17 protein-coding genes are annotated in these 18,004 nt (G+C 62.0%); all 17 read right to left on the bottom strand.

Annotated features, from left to right (window positions below; genetic code table 11):
- Window positions 1–27 precede the first annotated feature (27 nt).
- The 17 genes from ureC to ACEN8R_RS21195 all read right to left on the bottom strand — a co-directional run bounded on the left by ureC (window position 28) and on the right by ACEN8R_RS21195 (window position 17,803).
- The gene (ureC, locus tag ACEN8R_RS21275) at window positions 28–1,728 is read right to left on the bottom strand and encodes an urease subunit alpha (RefSeq protein WP_495624347.1); all 1,701 of its coding nucleotides are present in this window, start codon (window positions 1,726–1,728) and stop codon (window positions 28–30) included.
- 184 nt (window positions 1,729–1,912) lie between these two features.
- The gene (locus ACEN8R_RS21270) at window positions 1,913–2,221 is read right to left on the bottom strand and encodes an urease subunit beta (protein WP_018928453.1); all 309 of its coding nucleotides are present in this window, start codon (window positions 2,219–2,221) and stop codon (window positions 1,913–1,915) included.
- A complete protein-coding gene (locus ACEN8R_RS21265; protein ID WP_018928452.1) occupies window positions 2,221–2,754 on the bottom strand; it encodes a GNAT family N-acetyltransferase in 534 nt (177 codons plus the stop codon). The genes ACEN8R_RS21270 and ACEN8R_RS21265 overlap by 1 nt, the downstream gene beginning before the upstream one ends.
- A 6-nt stretch (window positions 2,755–2,760) precedes the next feature.
- Entirely contained in the window at window positions 2,761–3,294 is a 534-nt protein-coding gene (locus tag ACEN8R_RS21260; RefSeq protein ID WP_018928451.1) for a GNAT family N-acetyltransferase, read from the bottom strand.
- 9 nt (window positions 3,295–3,303) lie between these two features.
- Window positions 3,304–3,606, bottom strand: a complete 303-nt coding sequence (gene ureA / locus ACEN8R_RS21255) for an urease subunit gamma (RefSeq protein ID WP_007937143.1) — start codon at window positions 3,604–3,606, stop codon at window positions 3,304–3,306.
- 48 nt (window positions 3,607–3,654) lie between these two features.
- Window positions 3,655–4,494: an urease accessory protein UreD gene (locus tag ACEN8R_RS21250; protein WP_495019423.1), complete on the bottom strand. Its 840-nt coding sequence runs from the start codon at window positions 4,492–4,494 to the stop codon at window positions 3,655–3,657.
- A 31-nt stretch (window positions 4,495–4,525) separates the two neighbouring features.
- On the bottom strand, window positions 4,526–5,224 hold the full coding sequence (gene urtE, locus ACEN8R_RS21245; RefSeq protein WP_019582243.1) for an urea ABC transporter ATP-binding subunit UrtE: 699 nt from the start codon (window positions 5,222–5,224) through the stop codon (window positions 4,526–4,528).
- Between the two features lie 57 nt (window positions 5,225–5,281).
- A complete protein-coding gene (gene urtD, locus ACEN8R_RS21240; protein WP_018928448.1) occupies window positions 5,282–6,151 on the bottom strand; it encodes an urea ABC transporter ATP-binding protein UrtD in 870 nt (289 codons plus the stop codon).
- On the bottom strand, window positions 6,148–7,227 hold the full coding sequence (gene urtC, locus ACEN8R_RS21235; protein ID WP_018928447.1) for an urea ABC transporter permease subunit UrtC: 1,080 nt from the start codon (window positions 7,225–7,227) through the stop codon (window positions 6,148–6,150). Before urtC ends, urtD begins: the two co-directional genes overlap by 4 nt.
- A complete protein-coding gene (gene urtB / locus ACEN8R_RS21230) occupies window positions 7,227–8,729 on the bottom strand; it encodes an urea ABC transporter permease subunit UrtB (protein ID WP_495624346.1) in 1,503 nt (500 codons plus the stop codon). Before urtB ends, urtC begins: the two co-directional genes overlap by 1 nt.
- 190 nt (window positions 8,730–8,919) lie before the next feature.
- Window positions 8,920–10,185: an urea ABC transporter substrate-binding protein gene (urtA, locus tag ACEN8R_RS21225; RefSeq protein WP_007937152.1), complete on the bottom strand. Its 1,266-nt coding sequence runs from the start codon at window positions 10,183–10,185 to the stop codon at window positions 8,920–8,922.
- 237 nt (window positions 10,186–10,422) lie between these two features.
- Window positions 10,423–10,791: a DUF6124 family protein gene (locus ACEN8R_RS21220; RefSeq protein ID WP_495624345.1), complete on the bottom strand. Its 369-nt coding sequence runs from the start codon at window positions 10,789–10,791 to the stop codon at window positions 10,423–10,425.
- A 404-nt stretch (window positions 10,792–11,195) separates the two neighbouring features.
- Window positions 11,196–12,206, bottom strand: a complete 1,011-nt coding sequence (locus tag ACEN8R_RS21215) for a FecCD family ABC transporter permease (RefSeq protein WP_495624344.1) — start codon at window positions 12,204–12,206, stop codon at window positions 11,196–11,198.
- The gene (locus ACEN8R_RS21210; protein WP_413697091.1) at window positions 12,203–13,150 is read right to left on the bottom strand and encodes an ABC transporter substrate-binding protein; all 948 of its coding nucleotides are present in this window, start codon (window positions 13,148–13,150) and stop codon (window positions 12,203–12,205) included. The genes ACEN8R_RS21215 and ACEN8R_RS21210 overlap by 4 nt, the downstream gene beginning before the upstream one ends.
- Window positions 13,147–13,935, bottom strand: a complete 789-nt coding sequence (locus tag ACEN8R_RS21205) for an ABC transporter ATP-binding protein (protein ID WP_413697090.1) — start codon at window positions 13,933–13,935, stop codon at window positions 13,147–13,149. Before ACEN8R_RS21205 ends, ACEN8R_RS21210 begins: the two co-directional genes overlap by 4 nt.
- A gap of 246 nt (window positions 13,936–14,181) precedes the next feature.
- Complete coding sequence (locus ACEN8R_RS21200) at window positions 14,182–15,561, bottom strand: PepSY-associated TM helix domain-containing protein (RefSeq protein ID WP_495624343.1); 1,380 nt, start codon at window positions 15,559–15,561, stop codon at window positions 14,182–14,184.
- Window positions 15,562–15,685: 124 nt separating this feature from the next.
- On the bottom strand, window positions 15,686–17,803 hold the full coding sequence (locus tag ACEN8R_RS21195) for a TonB-dependent copper receptor (RefSeq protein WP_495624342.1): 2,118 nt from the start codon (window positions 17,801–17,803) through the stop codon (window positions 15,686–15,688).
- Between the last annotated feature and the right edge of the window lie 201 nt (window positions 17,804–18,004).

Genomic DNA, 18,004 nt, shown 5'->3' with positions numbered 1-18,004 from the left:
CGTGCCGGGTTTATGCCTGACCGAATCTCAAAACAGGAAGTAACGCTGAGCCATCGGCAACACATCCGCTGGCTCGCACCAGAGCAAGACACCGTCGGCCTTAACCTGATAAGTCTGCGGATCGACGTCGATGTCCGGCAGGTAGTCGTTGTGAATCAGGTCGGTTTTCTGCACCTCGCGACAGCCTTTGACCACCGCGATTTTCTTCTTCAGCCCCAAGGCTTCAGGCAAGCCCGCCTCCTGCGCCGCCTGGCTGATAAAAGTCAGGCTGGTGGCATGCAACGAACCGCCGTAACTGGCGAACATCGGGCGGTAGTGCACCGGTTGCGGCGTTGGAATAGACGCGTTGGCGTCACCCATCAGGCTGGCCGCAATGGCACCGCCCTTGAGGATCAGCGTTGGCTTTACCCCGAAAAACGCTGGACGCCAGAGCACCAGATCCGCCCACTTGCCCACTTCGACCGAGCCCACTTCATGGCTGATGCCGTGGGTGATCGCCGGGTTGATGGTGTACTTGGCGATGTAGCGTTTGGCGCGGAAGTTGTCGTTGCCTTCACCATCGCCGGGTAGCGGGCCGCGTTGCTTTTTCATCTTGTCGGCGGTCTGCCAGGTGCGCGTGATGACTTCGCCGACGCGGCCCATGGCCTGGCTGTCGGAGCTGATCATCGAGAAGGCACCGAGGTCATGCAGGATGTCTTCGGCAGCAATGGTTTCGCGGCGGATGCGGCTTTCGGCGAAGGCCACGTCTTCGGCAATGCTCGGGTCCAGGTGGTGGCAGACCATCAGCATGTCGAGGTGCTCGTCGATGGTGTTGCGGGTGAACGGCCGGGTCGGGTTGGTCGAGCTCGGCAGCACGTTGGCGAAACCGCAGGCCTTGATGATGTCCGGCGCATGACCGCCACCGGCACCTTCGGTGTGATAGGTGTGGATGGTGCGGCCCTTGAAGGCGGCGAGGGTGGTTTCGACGAAGCCGGACTCGTTGAGGGTGTCGGTGTGGATGGCGACCTGGACGTCGTATTGGTCGGCCACTGTCAGGCAGTTGTCGATGCTCGCGGGCGTGGTTCCCCAGTCTTCGTGCAGCTTCAGACCGATAGCGCCTGCCTTGACCTGCTCGATCAACGGCTCCGGCAGGCTGGCGTTGCCCTTGCCGGTGAGGCCGATGTTCATCGGAAACGCATCGGCGGCCTGGAGCATGCGCGCCAGGTGCCACGGCCCTGACGTGCAGGTGGTGGCGTTGGTGCCGGTGGCCGGTCCGGTGCCGCCGCCGATCATGGTGGTGACGCCGCTCATCAGCGCTTCTTCGATCTGCTGCGGACAGATGAAGTGGATGTGGGTGTCGATGCCGCCGGCGGTGAGGATCATGCCTTCACCGGCGATCACTTCGGTGCTGGCGCCGACCGCGATGGTGACGTTGGGCTGGATGTCCGGGTTGCCGGCCTTGCCGATGGCGGCGATGCGCCCGTCCTTGAGGCCGACGTCGGCCTTGACGATGCCCCAGTGGTCGATGATCAGCGCGTTGGTGATCAGGGTATCGACCACCTCGGCGGCCAGCCGTTGGCTTTGGCCCTGGCCGTCGCGAATGACTTTGCCGCCGCCAAATTTCACTTCTTCGCCGTAGGTGGTGAAGTCCTGTTCCACTTCGATCCACAGCTCAGTGTCGGCCAGACGGACCTTGTCACCGACGGTGGGGCCGAACATGTCGGCGTAGGCTTGTCTTGAGATTTTCATGCGCTTGCCTTGAAAGTGAAGTGCGGTAGTCCGCGGTCCATTGTGGCGAGGGAGCTTGCTCCCGTTCGGCTGCGCAGCAGTCGTAAAATCTGCCGCTCCGCTTATTCAGATAGATCGCACCAGCTGTGTTGCGAGCGCTTCGCACTCGAGCGGGAGCAAGCTCCCTCGCCACAGGGTTTGCGTGTCAGTCGAGGTCGCCCATGATCCTGCCGGCAAACCCGAACACCCGGCGATGCCCGGCCAGGTCCACCAGCTCGACCTCGCGGCTCTGCCCCGGTTCGAAGCGCACTGCGGTGCCGGCGGGGATGTTCAGGCGCATGCCGCGGCTGGCGACGCGGTCGAAGGTCAGCGCGTCGTTGGTTTCGAAGAAGTGATAATGCGAGCCGACCTGGATCGGCCGGTCGCCGCTGTTGGCCACCTTCAGGCTGACAGTGCGTCGGCCCACGTTAAGCTCGATGTCGCCAGGCTGGATCTGGTACTCACCGGGAATCATCACTGGGCTCCTTGGAGAATCTTGTAGTAGAGGGCGGTCGGTTTGTAGCGCCCGTTCGGGTCGCAGGCGTAGTCCGGAATTTCGCCGGCACGGGTGTAACCCAGGGCCTTGTAGAAGTCTTCGGCGGGGGAGCCGGCCTCGGTGTCGAGGTAGAGCATGCCGCGCTTGTGCTGGCGGGCGGCGAGCTCCAGGGCATGCATCAACTGCTGGCCCAGGCCGCGACGACGGGCGTGTTCACGCACCAGCAGTTTCTGCACTTCGGCGCGATTCAGCCCATTGGCTTTCTGGCACAGGTTCAGTTGCACACTGGCCTGCACCTGTTCGTCCTTGACCACCACCCACAGCAGCACGTTGCCTTTGTTCAGGTTGTCCTGGACTTCATCGAAATGGGCTCGGGCCTGGGTGGCGTCCAGATCCGCCATGAACCCGACGCTGGCGCCATAGCCGACGGCGTCGAGCAGCAGATCAATCAATCCCTGACGATAGTGCGCAAAGCTTTCAACATTGACGCGTCGCAGTTGGGCGGCGTTCATGGGGCATCACTCCTTGTGGGGATCGGGTGGCATTGCGCCCGGATCGAGGATCAGTTGCATGAAGGTCAGGTCCAGCCAGCGGCCGAACTTGGTACCCACCTGCGGCATTTGGCCGGTGACGACAAAACCGGCCCGATCATGCAGCCGGATCGAGGCGCTATTACCGCTTTCGATGGCGGCGACCATCACGTGTTTGTTGCAGCCTTTGGCGCGCTCGATCAGCGCTGCCATCAGTTGCGGGCCGAGGCCATTGCCACGCTGGTCGTTGCGCACGTACACCGAGTGCTCGACCGTGTGGCGGAACCCGTCGAAGGGGCGCCAGTCACCGAATGAAGCGTAGCCGAGTACGTTGTCGTCGCCGTCGACGATTACCAGAATCGGATAGCCCTGGGCTTGCCGCGCGCTGAACCAGGCCTGGCGGTTGCCCAGGTCCACGGCCTGTTCGTTCCAGATCGCCGTGGTGTTGAGCACCGCGTCGTTGTAGATGTCGCGGATCGCCGGCAGGTCGGCGTGCAGCGCATCGCGGATGTGGTAAGTCATGGCGCAGCCTCAGGCGATCGGTTGGTGAACGGTGACCAGTTTGGTGCCGTCGGGAAACGTCGCTTCGACCTGGATCTCCGGGATCATTTCCGGGATGCCTTCCATCACTTGCTCGCGGCTGAGCAGGGTGGTGCCGTAGTGCATCAGCTCGGCCACGGTCTGGCCGTCACGCGCGCCTTCGAGCAGCGCCGCGGAAATGTAGGCCATGGCCTCCGGGTAATTGAGTTTCACGCCGCGAGCCAAACGCCGCTCGGCCACGAGGCCGGCGGTGAAGATCAGCAGCTTGTCTTTTTCGCGTGGGGTCAGGTCCATCGTAGAAATCCATAATCGGCAGTTAAAAAGTCTTCTGTAGGAGCGTATTCAGGTGGCCCATATTCTGGGCGGAACGGCTTCGCGGCCGAGCAACGCAGGCCGGAGCAATCGCCACAATTCAATTAGCCAACCCCGTGCCAACAACGCCTCGCTGGCCAGGCACCGGGCGACCAACAGCCCCGGCAGCTGCGTCAGATCCCCGCGCACCTCATTGGGCAGCGAGCGGCACTTCTCCAGCAATTCACTATCAATCTCTCCGGTCACCAGCAACGTCGCAAACACCGGTTGCCCATCCAGCCCGATCGGCGAGTCCAGCAAACCGTCATCCCCGGTAATGCGCTGGCGTTCGTGCCAGAGCAACTGGCCGTCGCGGCGGATATCCAGGTGGGCCTGGAAGTGCCCGAGGTCGAAGCGCTCGCCACTGGCCGGACGCCCCAGCGCTACCACGTCCCAGTAGAACAACCGGGCATCGCCCTCAAGATCAATGCTCGTGCTGAGTTCAGCCTGAGCGGCGCTGAAGATAATCGTCTCTTGCGGCAGCCACTCCAACGTAGCACCGGCGGCAACGCGCAAGTCGAGTTTCTGATAAGCCGGCCCGGCAGCGCGATACCACTTGGCAGCGCCGGGGCTGGTGATTTGCGCCCAGGCGTGGGTGCCGACGCTGGCCGATATATCCAGCCGATCACCGCCGGCAATCCCCCCCGGCGGGTGGACGATGATGTGCTGACACACCTCGGGGCCTTCGGCATACAAGTGCTTCTGCACCCGCAGCGGGCCTTGATGACGGCGCTGTACCGGGCGGGTGCTGGCGCCGAAACGGGCGTAGCCCAGCTCCAGCTCGGCATGCCAGCTCGGGTTAAACAGCGCAGTGGGGAGAGGTAAATTCATATCGTCTAATTTATCGTCAGAAGGCTGCAGGTTAGATCGTAACCAGCCCGCGCACACCTTCGGCTTCCATATTTTCGCCACGACCCTGCTGCACGATCTCGCCCCGGGACATCACCAGGTACTGATCGGCCAGCTCGGCGGCGAAATCGTAGAACTGCTCCACCAGCAAAATCGCCATGTCGCCACGGGCCGCGAGCTTTTTGATCACCGCGCCGATTTCCTTGATCACCGACGGCTGGATGCCTTCGGTGGGCTCATCGAGAATCAGCAGCCGTGGACGACTGGCCAATGCCCTGCCGATCGCCAGCTGCTGTTGCTGACCGCCGGACAAGTCACCGCCACGCCGTTGCTTCATTTGCAGCAACACCGGGAAAAGCTCGTAGATGAACGCCGGGACCTCTTTGGCTTCGGAACCCGGAAACCGCGACAGGCCCATCAGCAGGTTTTCTTCCACGGTCAGCCGGCCGAAGATTTCCCGGCCCTGAGGCACGTAGGCGATCCCGGCGTGAACCCGTTGGTGCGGCTTGAACGTGGTGATCGGTTTACCTTCCCAGTTAACCGCGCCCTCCTTGGCCGGCAGCAAACCCATCAGGCATTTGAGCAAGGTGGTCTTGCCCACGCCGTTGCGCCCGAGCAGGCAGGTGACTTCGCCGACCTTCACCTCAAACGTCAGGCCCCGCAGGATGTGGCTACCGCCGTAGTACTGGTGCAGCTTGTCGACTTGCAGCATCTTCAAATTCCCCCTGTGATCGTTCCCACGCAGAGCGCGGAATCGATCAATTGCTCATCAGCGGCCGAGGTAGACCTCGATCACCCGCTCATTGTCCTGCACCTGCTCCAGCGACCCTTCGGCCAGTACGCTGCCCTGGTGCAACACGGTGACGTGGTCGGCGATCGAGCCGACGAAGCCCATGTCGTGTTCCACCACCATCAGCGAATGCTTGCCGGCCAGGCGCTTGAACAGCTCGGCGGTGAATTCGGTTTCGGCGTCGGTCATGCCCGCCACCGGCTCGTCGAGCAACAGCAGTTGCGGGTCTTGCATCAGCAGCATGCCGATTTCCAGAAACTGCTTCTGCCCGTGAGACAACAACCCTGCCGGGCGATTGACCGAACTGGTCAGGCGAATGGTTTCCAGCACTTCACTGATGCGATCTTTTTGTTCACCACTCAGGCGAGCCCGCAAACTGGCCCACACCGACTTGTCGGTTTTCTGCGCCAGCTCCAGGTTTTCGAACACGCTCAGGGCTTCGAACACGGTTGGTTTCTGGAACTTGCGACCGATACCAGCCTGGGCGATCTGCACTTCGCTCATCTGCGTCAGGTCCAGGGTTTCGCCGAACCAGGCCTTGCCGTGGCTGGGGCGAGTCTTGCCGGTGATCACGTCCATCAACGTGGTCTTGCCCGCGCCGTTGGGGCCGATGATGCAGCGCAATTCGCCGACGCCGATGTACAGGTTCAGATTGTTGAGGGCCTTGAAACCATCGAAGCTGACGCTGATGTCTTCCAGGGTCAGGATGGTGCCGTGACGTGTATTCAGGCCGGGGCCGACGCGTTGGCCGAGGCCGATGGCATCGCGGCTGCTACCGGCATCCTTGTTGGGCTGCGGTGGGAAAAAGGCCGGTTCGAGCATGAATTCAGCCGTTGCAGTGATCCTCATTGTTCACCCCTTTTCTTCAGCAGCCCGATCACACCCTTAGGCAGATACAACGTCACGACGATGAACAGCGCGCCGAGGAAGAACAGCCAGTATTCCGGAAACGCCACGGTGAACCAGCTCTTCATCCCGTTGACCACGCCGGCACCCAGCAGCGGGCCGATCAGCGTGCCGCGCCCCCCCAAGGCAACCCAGACCGCCGCTTCGATCGAGTTGGTCGGCGACATTTCGCTCGGGTTGATGATCCCGACTTGCGGCACATACAGCGCCCCCGCCAGACCGCACAACACCGCACTCAACACCCAGACAAACAGCTTGAAGCCGCGCGGGTCGTAGCCGCAGAACATCAGGCGGTTCTCGGCATCGCGCAACGCGGTCAGCACCCGGCCGAACTTGCTTTGCGCCAGCCGCCAGCCGATGAACAGACTCGCCACCAGCAACAGTACCGTGGCGAAAAACAACACCGCGCGAGTTCCCGGTTCCGTGATGCCAAACCCGAGAATGCTGCGGAAATTGGTGAAGCCGTTATTGCCACCAAACCCGGTTTCGTTGCGGAAAAACAGCAGCATCCCGGCGAAGGTCAGGGCCTGGGTCATGATCGAGAAATACACGCCCTTGATCCGCGAGCGGAAGGCGAAGAAACCGAATACCAATGCCAGCAAACCCGGCGCCAATACCACCAGGCACATGGCCCAGAGGAAGCTGCTGGTGCCGGTCCAGTACCACGGCAATTCGGTCCAGGACAGGAACGTCATGAACGCCGGCAAGCCGTCACCCGAGGCTTGGCGCATCAGGTACATGCCCATCGCATAACCGCCGAGGGCGAAGAACAGACCGTGACCGAGGGACAGGAGGCCGGCGTAGCCCCAGACCAGATCGAGGGCGAGGGCGACGATGGCGTAGCAAAGAATCTTGCCCACCAGTGTCAGCGTGTAGGCCGAGACGTGCAGCGCGCTGTCGGGCGATAACAACGACAGCAATGGCAACGCCAGTAGCAAAACCAGAATCACCGCGCCAACAGTGATGGTGACTTTGGGGCCGGCTTTTTTTGTCGCGGTAACGAGCAGAGGCTGGTTCATCAGTCGATCACCCGTCCTTTCAGTGCGAAGAGGCCTTGCGGACGTTTCTGGATGAACAGAATGATCAACGCGAGGATCAGGATCTTGCCGAGTACCGCACCGATCTGCGGTTCGAGAATCTTGTTGGCGATGCCCAGGCCGAATGCGGCCAACACGCTGCCGGCCAATTGACCGACACCGCCGAGCACCACCACCAGGAACGAATCGATGATGTAGCTCTGGCCGAGGTCAGGGCCGACGTTGCCGATCTGGCTGAGCGCCACGCCACCGAGGCCGGCGATGCCCGAGCCTAAGCCGAAGGCGAGCATGTCGACACGCCCGGTCGGCACCCCGCAGCACGCCGCCATGTTGCGGTTCTGGGTGACGGCGCGCACGTTCAAGCCAAGGCGCGTCTTGTTCAACAGCAGCCAGGTCAGCACCACCACAAACAAGGCAAACGCGATGATCACGATGCGGTTGTATGGCAGCACTAGGTTGGGCAGTACCTGGATCCCGCCCGACAACCACGCCGGGTTGGCCACTTCGACGTTCTGCGCGCCGAACACCAGCCGCACCAACTGGATCAGCATCAGGCTGATGCCCCACGTGGCGAGCAGGGTTTCCAGCGGGCGGCCGTAGAGGTGGCGAATCACCGTGCGCTCCAGCGCCATGCCGATGGCGGCGGTAACGAAAAACGCCACCGGCAGCGCAATCAGCGGATAGAACTCGATGGCTTGAGGGGCGAAGCGCTGGAACATCAGCTGCACCACGTACGTCGAGTACGCGCCGAGCATCAACATCTCGCCGTGGGCCATGTTGATCACCCCGAGCAGGCCGAAGGTGATCGCCAAGCCCAATGCCGCGAGCAGCAGAATCGAACCCAGGGACATGCCACTGAAGGCCTGGCCGAGCATTTCGCCGATCAGCAATTTGCGTTTGACCTGGGCCAGGCTGGTTTCGGCGGCGGTGTGCACACTGGCGTCGGTTTCGACGCCGGGTTCGAGCAAGCCTTCGAGGCGGGTGCGGGCCAGCGGGTCGCCGGTTTCGCCGAGCAAACGCACGGCGGCGAGGCGCACGGCGGGGTCACTGTCGACCAGTTGCAGATTGGCCAAGGCCAGGCTCAGGGCGGCGTGAACGGTTTCGTCTTGTTCGCTGGTCAGCTGTTGGTCGAGGAATTTCAGCTGCGCCGGTTTGGCGCTTTTCTGCAATTGCTGCGCGGCGGCCAGACGGGTTTTGGCGTCGGCGGCGAGCAATTGGTGGCTGGCCAAAGCGGTGTCGATCAGACCCCGCAGGCGATTGTTCAGGCGCAGGGTTTTCGGTTGGCCATCGATGGTCAGCTCGCCTTGTTGCAGGGCGTTGATCAGTTCGATACGGGCCGGATCGGGCTGCGCGGCCCAGGTTTCCAGAAGCTTGGCTTGCTGCACGGGATTGGCCGCGACGAAGTCTTCGGCGTCGCCGGCGTGGGTGACCATCGGCAGTAACAGTACGATGGCAAGGATCAAGCGGTAAAAGGCAGTGGGCATGTCAGTGTCCTTGCGCGGACTAAGTGTGGGAGCAAACTGTGTGGCGAGGGAGCTTGCTCCCGCTGGACTACGCAGTAGTCCCGTTTTTTGGGGCCGCTTCGCAGCCCAACGGGGGCAAGCCCCCTCACCACAAAGCCCGCTCACACAGGAGTTGTGTCGGGCCTGAGCTCCATGCTCAGGCCCCGGTGGCTTAGTTGCTCTTCACCGCATACTCCGGCTTCTTGTCGTTGCCCGGAATGAACGGGCTCCACGGTTGGGCGCGGATCGGTCCTTCGGTCTGCCACACCACGTTGAACTGACCGTCGGCCTGAATCTCGCCGATCATCACTGGCTTGTGCAGGTGGTGGTTGGTCTTGTCCATGGTCAGGGTGTAGCCGGACGGTGCGGCAAAGGTCTGGCCGGCCAGGGCTTCGCGGACTTTGTCGACGTCGGTGGATTTGGCCTTCTCGGCGGCTTGCGCCCACATGTGGATGCCAACGTAAGTGGCTTCCATCGGGTCGTTGGTCACCGCTTTGTCGGCGCCCGGCAGGTTGTGTTTCTTGGCGTAGGCTTTCCAGTCATCGACGAACTTCTTGTTCACCGGGTTTTCCACCGACTCAAAGTAGTTCCACGCCGCGAGGTTGCCCACCAGCGGTTTGGTGTCGATGCCGCGCAGTTCTTCTTCACCCACGGAGAACGCCACGACCGGTACGTCGGTGGCTTTCAGGCCCTGGTTGGCCAGCTCTTTATAGAACGGCACGTTGGAGTCGCCGTTGACGGTGGAGATGACCGCCGTCTTGCCACCGGCGGAGAATTTTTTGATGCTGGCCACGATGGTCTGGTAATCGCTGTGGCCGAACGGGGTGTAGACCTCTTCGATATCCTTGTCCGCCACACCTTTGGAGTGCAGGAACGAGCGCAGGATCTTGTTGGTGGTGCGCGGGTAGACATAGTCGGTGCCGAGCAGGAAGTAGCGCTTGGCGCTGCCGCCTTCTTCGCTCATCAGGTATTCCACTGCCGGGATCGCCTGCTGGTTGGGCGCCGCGCCGGTGTAGAACACGTTCGGCGACATCTCTTCGCCTTCGTATTGCACCGGGTAGAACAGCAGGCCGTTGAGCTCTTCGAACACCGGCAGCACCGATTTACGCGACACCGAGGTCCAGCAACCGAACACCACCGCCACTTTGTCCTGGGTCAGCAACTGCCGGCCCTTTTCGGCGAACAGCGGCCAGTTCGATGCCGGGTCCACGACCACCGGTTCCAGCATCTTGCCGTTCACACCGCCCTTGGCGTTGATTTCGTCGATGGTCATCAACGCCATGTCTTTGAGCGAGGTTTCGGAGATCGCCATGGTCCCGGACAACGAATGCAGAATACCGACCTTGATGGTCTCGGCGGCCTGGACAGTCCAGGTCATGCCCATCGCGGCAATGCTTGCCGTGAGTGTGAAAGCCTTGATCAAACTGCGACGCTTCATTGTGCGATCTCCATGAACGTTAAAGTTTTTTATGGTTGGCAGATGCGGACGACTGAAGGCTGTTTTGCAAGGGCTGTGCCCGGTCGGGGACGGGCAAGGAAATGTCGTATTAGAGTGGTTGCGGGGTTTGCGTGACGCACCATGAAGGGATGGGGCTGGCGCGTTGGTGCGAGAAGATGCGCCACATTGGGGCGATGCAGCCATCGCGGGCAAGCCCGCGATGGTCGATAACGCGGTCTACGCCGGGTCGACGTTATCCAGCGCCCGGTTTACCGCCAGCTCCGCCAGCATGATGCTCTGTTGAATCGCCAGCGCCGTGTAGCGCTGCGGGGCGGTCAGGTCGTTGGCGAAGTCGCTGGCCAGGACACTCGCCGTGGCTAACGATTCACAGGCGTGGGCCAGCAGGCTTTCGGTATCCATATTCGGTGCGACGATGAACATGGTGCTGGGGCGGCGAGGTTTTTCGGTGTAGGGCGCCGGGGGATTGAGGTAGTAGTCGAGGGCGCGTTTGATGGCTTCGCGATCCTTGAGTAATTCTTCGTTACGCGAGGCTTCGGCATTGGGGGTGGTGGTGTTGAAGGGTGGGTCAGGAATTAATTTGTCCATTGAAAAATTTCTCCAGCGTTGGAGCCTCCACTTGCCGCTTCTCACACGGGAAGAGGTGGCAGCTATGTGCGAGGTGAGAAGACCGGTTATGGACACCCGGCCGGACCGAAGTCCGCCCGCACACAGCCGCCATAACACATTTGCAGGCAGCTAATAAGCTGGCGGCGATTATGCGTGTACAGACACTGGATGACCATAAGTTGCCGGGCTTCTCACACCCGATCGCTGAGTTGTCAGCGACAGCCAAAGACTAGAGAGCCCGCTTCCGACGGACAACCTGAAAGATGCGTGGGAAAGGTCTGCGTTCTGATACATCCGTTAAACATTCAAAAGCGGAACGCGGAGCGTCCCTGGCGGCATTCCCACGCGGAGCGTGGGAATGATCACCCTGTGGGAGCGGTGAGTCAGCGCCGGCGCATCAGGCCGATGAAGAACAGCCCGCCAATCGCGGCGGTGGCGACGCCGATGGGCAGGTCTTCCGGGGCGATCAGGGTGCGTGCGGCTACGTCGACCCAGGCGAGGAACAGGCTGCCCAACAACACGCACACCGGCAGTAACCGTCGATGCTCGGCCCCCACCAACCGTCGTGCAATGTGCGGCACCATCAGCCCGACAAAACCAATCGAGCCACTGATCGACACCAGTACCCCGGTCATCAATGAGGCAATCAAAAACACCCGCAGCCGCACGGTGCGGGCATTGAGGCCCAAGGTCACGGCGGTCTGCTCGCCGGCCATCAACGCATTCAACGGCCGGGCCATGCCCAGCAGCAATACCAGCCCGAGCAACACACTCGCGGCGGGCACGGCGAGCAATTCCCAACGCGCCAGCCCGAGGCCGCCGAGCATCCAGAACATCACCGCCGAACTGGCGCGATGGTCGCCCAGAAACAGCAGCAGGTTGGCGATCGCCATCATCACGAACGACACCGCGACACCGCACAGCAGCAACCGATCACTGTCCAGCCGCCCATGACGGTTGGCGATCATCAGCACGACCAGCATGCTCAGCAGCGCGCCGATAAACGCCGCGATGGGCAAGGTCAGCAGGCCGACGATTTCACCGACATGCAACACCACGATCACCGCGCCGAGGGTCGCGCCGGAGGTCACGCCCAACAAGTGCGGATCGGCCAATGGATTGCGCGTCACCGCTTGCAGCACCGCACCGATCAGCGCCAGGCCGGCGCCCACCAGCGCGCCGAGCAACATGCGCGGCACGCGGATCAGCCAGACGATGTGTTCCTGGCCGGCCGTCCAGTTCTGCTCGCCAACACCGAACGCCTTGTGCAGCAGAATTTGCCACACCACCTCCACCGGTACCCGCGCCGGGCCAAAACCCAGCGACACCACACACGACATCAGCAACAGCACGCCGAGGCCGATCAGCAACAAGGCATAGCGACGGTCGATCATTCGCCGTGGAAACCCTTGGCCAGGGTTTCGACCGCCAGCACGTTGTCGATCCCCGGCGTGGCTTGCACGTACGGAATGACGATGAAGCGCTGGTTTTTGATCGCGTCCACCGATTGCAGGGCCTGGTTGTTCAGCAAAAACTGCTCCTTCTGTTCAGCGGTGACTTCGCCGTAATCGACGATCACGATCACCTGCGGATTACGCTCGACCACGTTCTCCCAGTTGACCCGGGTCCAGCTCGCCTCGACGTCGTCGAGAATGTTGCGCCCGCCGGCCGCGTCGATCAGCGCCTGCGGCATGCCCAGGCGCCCGGAGGTCATGGCCCGGTCTTCACCGCTGTCGTAGAGAAATACCCGAGGCTTGTCCGCTGGCAGATCCTGGCGCACCTCGGCGACTTGCGCCTGCATCCGGGCGATCACGGCATTGGCGCGATCCTGCACGTCGAAGATTTTGCCGAGGTTGCGCAGGTCGTTGTAGGTGTCATCCAGGCTGGCCGGTGGGCGCTTCATCACGAACGCGCAGGACTCGGTGAGTTCGTAGACATTGATGCCCAGCGGTTGCAGGGTTTGCGGCGTGAGATCACCACCGACGCGCATGCCGTAATCCCAACCGGCGAAGAAGAAATCGACGTTGGCGTTGAGCAGGGTTTCCACCGATGGGTACTTGGCCGCCAGTTCCGGCAAGCCATCGAGGATGGTCTGCATCTGGGGCGTCACCGATTTCCATCCGGTCACGCCGCTGTAGCCGGCCATCCTGGGTTTGAGGCCTAGGGCGAGCATCATCTGTGTCATGTTGATGTCGTGGCTGACCGCGTGTTTCGGCGCTTGCTTGAAGGTCACTGCGCGGTTGCAGCTCTGGACAGTCAGCGGATATTTCGTGGCCTCGGCGAAGGCATGGGCACTGCCCAGCAACAACGCGACGCAAAGCAGGGAACGCAAAGTCATGGTTGGGTTATCCAGGTGATTCGTGGGTAGCCGTGCAAGGGATGGTCATCGATCAGGGCGTCGACGCCGAACACGTTGTGCAAAAGGTGTGTGGTCAGGACTTCTTTGGGGGTGCCACTGGCCACGATGCGACCGTGATGGATCACGTACAGCCGATCGCAGAAGGCTGCCGCCAGATTGAGGTCGTGGATGCTCGCCAATGTGCCGATCTGCAGGCGTTTGACCAGTTGCAGCAGTTCCAGTTGATAGCGCGGGTCGAGATGATTGGTCGGTTCATCGAGGATCAGCAATTGCGGTTGCTGGGCCAGGGCGCGGGCGAGGATCACGCGCTGCTTTTCACCGCCGGACAGGGTGGCGAAGGCGTGGTCTTCGAAGCCCTTGAGGCCGACCGATTCGAGGGCTTGGGTTGCGAGCTTCCGGTCTTCGAGAGTATCGCCATCGAACAGACCTTTGTGCGGCGTGCGGCCCATGGCGACCACTTCATCGACGGTCAGACCGAAGGCGTCGGGAAACTCCTGCAACACCACCGCGATGCGTTGCGCGCACCAGCGGGAGGATTGCTTCCAGACGTTGTGATGGTCGAGCTTGACCTCGCCACTCTCGGGTTTGCTGAAGCGATAGGCGCACCGCAGCAGGCTGGTCTTGCCGCTGCCGTTAGGGCCGATCAACCCGACGAACTCACCGGCAGCCACGTGCAAGGAGGCGTCACGCAGCTGGAACTGGTGATGGCAGTGGCCGTGGCCCAGGGGTGTCCAGGCGAGGTTGGTGATGTTCAGCGAAGTCATTTCATTCCTGATGATCGTTCAAGCCAGCACACAACCTGTGGCGAGGGAGCTTGCTCCCGCTCGGCTGCGCAGCAGTCGTAAAGCCCGACAACGCGGTATACCCGGAGAAACCGCGGCGTCAGGTTTGGGGTTGCTGCGCAACCCAGCGGGAGCAAGCTCCCTCGCCACAAAAACTTGGCGGTTTGCCAAGGATTCAATGCTGGCCCGCATTGTATTGGCTTTACGCGTACGCGTATCTCGCCTGTTTCATGATGAAGGTGAGGTGGATTCAATTTGCCGGCCCAGGCGCGACAGCAGCCCCCAATCCAATAGCCACACGACAACCAGCGAAGCCCCCACCAACGGAAACATCACCGCCAGGGCGAACATGATGACCATTGCGGTTTTCCATTTCGGCAGGTCGTGACGCAAGGGTGGCACACCGAACTTGCCCTGTGGCCGACGCTTCCACCAGATCACCACGCCGCTGACGGCGCTGAGCAAAATCATCAGGCAGATCAGCAGCACGATGATCTGATTGAACGGGCCGAACATCTTGCCTTCGTGCAGCATCACGCCGACCTCCGTGGCGCGGGCGACGTTGCTGTAATGCTGCCAGCGCACGTCGGCGAGGACGTCGCCGGTGTACTGGTCGACGTGCAGGGTAGCGTCGTTGCGCGGATCGTCGGCGAACACCGCGATGGTGAACACGCCGGTGGCGGTGGTCGGGAAGGTGATGCTGTAGCCGGGCTCGACCTTGCGCTGCACAGCGATGTTTTGTACGTCTTGCAGGCTGATGGTCGGCGCCGCCGGGCCGGCTTGCGTGCTGGCGTGAGCCATGTGTTCGGCATGGTCGCCAGACATTGGCATCGGCGTGTTTTCCATGGCCCACGGCACGGTCTGGCGTGTGGCGCTGTTGAGGCTGCGGGCCTCGACGTCGGACTTGGGCACGTCATTCCACATGGCGACCGGAAAGCGGTTCCAGAGGTCGGCGTATTGCTTGCCCCAGAAGCCGGTCCAGGTCATGCCGCTGAGCAGCATCACCAGCAAAAGCGCCGCCCCCCATAAGCCAGTCACTGCGTGCAGATCACGCCACAGCACGCGGCCGCGACTGTTCAAACGGGGCCAGAGAATGCCGGCGCGCTGGCCACGCGGCCACCACAAAAATACCCCGGAGACCACCAACACCACACCCCAACCGGCGGCCAGCTCCACCAGCCGATCACCGACGGTGCCGATCATCAACTCGCCGTGAATCGAGCGTGCGAGCGCCTGCAGATTGTTCTTCGCATCCTGCTCGCCGAGGATATCGCCGTGGTACGGATCGATGAACACGTTCAGTTCATGACCTTCATTGATCACCACGAATTGCGCGCTGCGTTCGGCGTTGACCGGCGGCAGGTATTGTTTGATCCGGGCTTGTGGATACGCCTCTTTCATCCGTTTGAGCAGGTCGTCGGCGGCCACGGTGTGATGACCGGCCGGGATGTTCATCAGGCTGCCGTACATCAATGGATCGAGTTGCGGTTTGAACAGGTAGACGATGCCGGTCAGGGCCAGCATCACCATGAACGGCGCGACGAACAGGCCGGCGTAGAAATGCCAACGCCAGGCCAGGTTGTAGAAATTCGGTTTGGGCTGTTTCACTTCAAGTGCTCCGCTAGGCTTGGATCTTTTGTCATTGTCTGGTGACTGCTGCGCAGTCATTCGCGGGCAAACCCGCTCCCACGGCGGTGTTGAAGCTGTGGGGACGGGCTTGCCCGCGATGCTCTTAGAAGCTCATGTCGACCTTGGTCCAGAGCGTGCGCCCCGGTTCGTTGATGGCTTGCGGATCATTGGCCGGGAAGCCGAAACCGGCGTTACCGGCCAGGTTCAGGTGTTCGGCGTAGGCCTTGCCGAACAAGTTGTCGACGCCGCTGCTGACCTTCCAGTTCTTATTGATCCGGTACGCGCCGTTGAGCGAGAACACGCCGAACCCCGAGCTTTTGTCGAAGTCTTTGCCGACCACGTTGCCCTTGTTCCGGTCGATGCGGTTTTGCGCCGCGACCACCCGCCACAAGGCGCCGGCGCTCCAGTTGTCTTCGCTGTAGGTCAGGCCGAAACGTGCATCCAGCGGTGGCATTTGCGGCAGGGCAGTGCCATCGCTGCTGTTCTTGCCCCAGGCATAGGCCAGGGTCGTATCGGCTTTCCAGTTGGCCGTCAGTTTGTAGGCTGTACCGAGTTCGCCGCCCATGATTCGCGCGTCGATGTTCTCGGCTTGCGAGGTCATGCCCATCATTCCCGGCGTGTAGTTGAACAGGATGTAGTCACGCACCTGCCCGACATAACCCGAGGCCCAGGCTTCGAGGTCGGCGGTCTTGTATTGCAGGCCGAAGTCGAGCTGGGTGGTTTTCTCCGGCTTGATCGCGTCGAACGCATTCACCGAACCGGCAGGGCCGGACTTGGGTGAAAACAGCTCCCAGTAATCCGGGAAACGCTGGGCATGACCGAGGCCCGCATACAGCGTGGTCGGGCTGTCGGCCAGATCATGCTCGTAACGCACGAAACCGCTGGGCAGGGTGTCGGCGCGGGTGTCGTCGGCGGTCGGGTTGGGGCGGGCCATCATCCCGGAGCCGATGGTCTGCCGATAATCCTTGGCCGAAGCACGGTCCAGTCGTGCGCCGGTGATCAGCCGATCACGGTCGGCGGCGTACCAGGTCAGTTCGCTGAACACGCCGTAGTTGTGGAAGTCGGCGTCCTTGTTGCGCGGCACATCCTTGTAGGCGTCGACGCCCGTGGCGCTGCGTTGGCGGTGTTCGTTGGTTTGCGCGTCCAGGCCACTGATCAGTTGCACATCGGCCCAGCGCCAGGTGGCTTTGATCCGCGCGCCGAGGGTTCGGCGATCGACATTGGAGGCCATGGGACCGGCCATCATCCCGGTGCCGGACGGCGTGCGCAGGGTGTAGTTGTCCATCACGTGGTCGGCGTAGTTGTAGTAGACCTGCGCCTCGACCTTATCCAGCACCTCACCGATGTTCGACTGCTCGAAGCGCAGGCCCAGGCTTTCGCGCAAGAACTGCGAACCGTCCATGCCACGCCCGGCGTAACGGGCTTCGCCGTCGCCCTTGCCGGCAGTCAATTCCAGCAGAGTGTTGGCGTTCGGCGTCCAGCCCAGCGCTATATCACCGTTCCATTTGTCGTAGCGCGAGGGCACGGTGTCGTTGTTGCCGTCCTTGTAGTCATCGGAGTGCGCGGTGTTGCCGATCACGCGCACGTAACCCAGCGGCCCGCCAGCGGCGGCGTCCACCACTTTGTCGAAGCGGCCGTTGGAGCCGGCCAATACGCTGGCATTCACCCGGGTGCCGAGTTCGCCGAAGCTTTCCGGCTCCCGGTCGAACAGGATGGTGCCGGCGGATGCGCCGGGGCCCCAGAGCACGGTTTGCGGGCCTTTGATCACGGTGAGTTTGTCGTAGGTTTCCGGTGAGATGTACGAGGTCGGCGCGTCCATCCGGCCGGGGCAGGCGCCGAGCATCATGCTGCCGTTGGTGAGGATATTCAGGCGCGAACCGAACATGCCGCGCAGCACCGGGTCGCCGTTGGTGCCGCCGTTGCGCACTAGGGCGAAGCCGGGGATGGTCTTCAGATAATCACCACCGTCGCTGGCCGGCACCGGTTGGCGCGGCTCCTTGGGGTTGGTGACGACAGTCAGCGGCGAGCTCGGCGCGATGGCGGTGATCACCGTCGGGCTCAGTTCTTCGGTGTGGCCGGCGTGTTCATCGGCCAGCACCAGCGGTGTCAGCAACAAGCCGCAAAGGACGGCGGTGGCGTGCCTGAAGCGAACGCGGGATGGATTCAGGGCAAAAAAAGCCTGGGCAGCGCCCAAACGTGTGTCAGCAGAAAACCTGGACATGAAAATTTCCATCGAACAGTCGTAAACGACACGGCTGGCAGCCGACGCAAATTCCTGTAGGAGCGAGCTTTTGTGGCGAGGGAGCTTGCTCCCGCTGGGCTGCGCAGCGGCCCCTTTTGTGAGTGCTGCGCACTCAGGCGGGAGCAAGCTCCCTCGCCACAAAAAAATCGCCCCCACAGGTTGCTTGGGTTGACTTGCGGA

The organism is Pseudomonas sp. Pseusp15 (assembly GCF_059492165.1).
Note: the sequence above shows the minus strand (reverse complement) of the source record. Positions and strands in the feature narration are given on the sequence as shown.